This is a genomic window from Acinetobacter sp., from assembly GCF_036659555.1.
Taxonomy (GTDB): Bacteria; Pseudomonadota; Gammaproteobacteria; order Pseudomonadales; family Moraxellaceae; genus Acinetobacter.
On sequence record NZ_JAVXCI010000114.1, the window covers coordinates 4,668 to 7,902 of the forward strand.

The following is a 3,235-nucleotide window of genomic DNA, read 5'->3' on the forward strand; positions in this document are numbered from 1 at the left end:
GTGTCATAAAAAGCATTACTTGGATCAAGAAAAATTGCGTCAAACAAACAGCCGGCTCAGCGGCGCGGCAATCAAGCAGTATTCTACCACATTCTTGCTGGTCGGTAGCATGGCTTCCAGTGCCCCAGTGCGGGCATCTGGAGAAGTTTACCATGCAAATTCAAATTATGATGCCATAAAACAAAGCATGATCGCAGAGTTTGCGCTGGCTTACCAAGATATTCCAACAGCCCTGCACAACTATACCGTGCTCGCCATTAAAAGCAATTCTACTGCGGTGAAGCAGCGCGCGCTGAATATTGCCATTGAGCAGAATGACCTGCAGGCCGCTTTAGACATTGCCACGCATTGGGTAGCGCAGGAGCCGGAAGATGTCCCGGCGCTGTTTTACCTCTCGCACATTGCGCTGAAAGCGCATGAATATGATTCGGCGGCTGAAACGCTGGATAAAATTTTAAATATTGACCCGAATGCGGATTTAGAGCAGATTTTGGCCGGAATTTCACCGGAATCCGCAGATGACCGCGATTTCCTGATCAGCGCGCTGCGCGCCAGCAAAGAAGGCCGCAACCCGTCCATTTTAGTGCTGATTGCCGGCCTTGAAGCGCAGAACGGGCAATTGCATGAAGCGCTGAACACCGTCAATCAGGCCTTAAAAAAACGCCCGAAATCAACCGGCTATATTTTAATGAAAGCCAACCTGCTGACGGCTTTAGGCAATGATGAAGAAACCCGAAAATGGTATGAAAAATCCAGCAAAAAGCACCGCAGCAATCTGGAAGTGCGCTTAGCTGAAGTCAAATATTTAATTAAAATCAATGAATCTGAGCTAGCGCTGCAAAAACTGGAAGACATTTTAAAAAAATGGCCAAAGGCGGAAGAAGCGCTGTTTATCGCCGGGCTGACCAGCATTGACTTGGAATACTATGAAAAGGCGGAAAAATATCTGGTGGAGCTGCGCTACTCTGCGCAGTACCAAAATGAAGCCTATTATTATCTGGCGGTGAATGCCGAGCGCAAGCAGCATTTTGAAACCGCCAAAGCTTACTACCGCCTGGTGGACGGCAGCCTGTATACAGTTTCCCGGCGCAATATGGTCAGCATTTTTGCCCAGCAGGACAAGCTCAATGATGCCCTGCGCTTTTTAACCCAGGAACGGGTGAATTATCCGCAGCACGCCAGCTTTCTGTACTTGGCGCAGGCTGATATTTTAAAGCGCATGGACAATAAAAAAGCCGCCGTGCGCCTGCTGGATGAAGCGGTGAAAAACCTGCCGGATGACCCGGAACTGATTTATGCCGAAGTGCTGCTGCTCGACCCCTATCAGGAGCGCGACAAGCTTGACAAGCTGCTGAAAAGCCTGCTGGCGATTGAGCCGAACAGCCCCACTTACCTGAACGCCTACGCCTATACTTTGGCCCTGCAGAACCGCAGGCTGGATGAAGCGCGCAAATATGTGGAGCACGCGCTGGAATACGCACCCGAACAGGCCTCCATTCTGGATACGCTCGGCTATATCTGCTTTCTGCAGAATGATTTTTCCACCGCCGCGCGGGTGCTGAAAAAGGCCTACGAACTCAGCAGCAGCCTGAAAATTGGCGTGCGCTACGCACGCTCCATCTACATGCAGGGCAATCTTGCTGAATTCAGCCGCGTGTTACAACAACTCAAACAAAAGCACCCGAATGATCCTCAATTAGAGCAGCTGAGTGCGCTATTGTTACCCCAGCAATTCAAAAAGAGTTAAATCTATCCTATGCGCATGATTTCAAAACGCAGCCTGCCGCTTCTGGCCTTCAGCATTCTGGCTTTAGCGGGCTGCCAGCCCTATGTCAAGCCGCAGCCGGCGGACAGCGCCTCAATTCTTGAAGCGCCGAACCAGTTCAGCCTGCAAGGCAAAATCGGCGTGCGCACCCCGCAGCAGTCCGGCAGCGCTTTTTTTACCTGGGCGCAGCAGCAGGATGAATTTGACATTGAACTCAGCGGCATTTTAGGCGCAGGCAAAACCCAGATCAGCGGCAAGCCCGGCGAAGTCACGCTGCAGAGCGCAAAAACCGGCTTAATCACCGCAACTACGCCTGAAGAACTGCTGGAGCGCGCAACGGGCTGGCAAGCGCCGATTACCCATTTGACCCAATGGGTTCAGGCCAAGCCGGCTACTGTACAGGCGCAGGTCAATAAAGACGGCAGCGGGCGCCCAGCGCAGATTCTTGAAGACGGCTGGACGGTCGATTTCAGCTATGACGGCGAAACCGCGCTGCCGAATAAGCTGATTTTGAAGCAGGCGCTTGAAACCGGCAAAGAAAACCGCATTACAATGCTTATTCAAAACCGCTAATTCTATTTCTATATTGCCATGATCCGAGTCCCCTCCCCAGCCAAGCTTAACCTGTTCCTGCATATCACCGGCCGCCGCCAAGACGGCTACCATGAGCTGCAGAGTATCTTTCAGCTTATTGATTTGTATGACTGGCTGGAATTCAGCCCGGCAGATTCCGCTCAGATCCGCATCAATGGCTTAAGCAGCGTTGATCTGGAGCAGAATTTAATCTACCGCGCAGCCCAGCTGCTGCGGCCTTTTGCGCAAAAGCCCACCGGCCTGAATATCCTCATCGAAAAAAACATTCCAATGGGTGCGGGGCTCGGCGGCGGCTCATCCAATGCCGCCACGGCCCTGATTGTGCTGAATCAGCTTTGGCAATGCAGCTTAAGCATTGAACAGCTGGCTGGCCTGGGCGTGAAATTAGGCGCAGATGTGCCGATTTTTGTGCATGGCCGCAATGCCTGGGCGGAAGGCATCGGTGAACAGTTAACATTCATAGACTTAGATCAAAAACAGTACATCGTGCTGAAACCTGACTGTTTTATCAGCACTCAACTGCTTTTTTCACAAAAAACGTTGACAAGAAACCAGAAGAGTTCTAAATTCTGCGCCTATCAGCAAACGCCGTCTAATTTCGGAAATAACTTTGAGCCTCTGGCAAGAAACTTATACCCTGAAGTGGATGAAGCGATGCAGTACTTAGATCAGTTCGGTGCAGCAAAGCTTACAGGTACAGGTGCCTGTGTTTTTACTGAAGTGACTGAAGAAATGAATGTACATGACATTCTGAATAACGCGCCATGTAAATCTTACCTGGTGAGCAGTTTGCAGGAATCGCCATTGCGTCAATTCAAAGTCTGATAGGGGCGTCGCCAAGTGGTAAGGCACCGGGTTTTGATCTCGGCATCCGTT

General features: G+C 50.9%; 3 protein-coding genes. All 3 read left to right on the forward strand.

Translation table 11 applies throughout. The annotated features are described in order from the left end of the window. Positions 1-34: 34 nt before the first annotated feature. The 3 genes from RSA72_RS13030 to ispE are packed head-to-tail and all read left to right on the forward strand — an operon-like array spanning position 35 to position 3,184. On the forward strand, positions 35-1,747 hold the full coding sequence (locus tag RSA72_RS13030; protein WP_332624077.1) for a tetratricopeptide repeat protein: 1,713 nt from the start codon (positions 35-37) through the stop codon (positions 1,745-1,747). Positions 1,748-1,756: 9 nt separating this feature from the next. Next, positions 1,757-2,338 carry a lipoprotein insertase outer membrane protein LolB gene (gene lolB, locus RSA72_RS13035; RefSeq protein WP_332624074.1) on the forward strand — a complete coding sequence of 194 codons (582 nt, stop codon included), beginning with the start codon at positions 1,757-1,759 and terminating at the stop codon, positions 2,336-2,338. Positions 2,339-2,356: 18 nt separating this feature from the next. Further along, a complete protein-coding gene (ispE, locus tag RSA72_RS13040) occupies positions 2,357-3,184 on the forward strand; it encodes a 4-(cytidine 5'-diphospho)-2-C-methyl-D-erythritol kinase (RefSeq protein WP_332624073.1) in 828 nt (275 codons plus the stop codon). The last annotated feature ends 51 nt before the right edge of the window (positions 3,185-3,235 follow it).

What these genes read in the sequence shown, in the direction of transcription:
- lolB (WP_332624074.1), top strand. Translation starts at nt 1,757, where the DNA reads ATGCGCATGATTTCAAAACGCAGCCTGCCGCTTCTGGCCTTCAGCATT.
- ispE (WP_332624073.1), top strand. Translation starts at nt 2,357, where the DNA reads ATGATCCGAGTCCCCTCCCCAGCCAAGCTTAACCTGTTCCTGCATATC.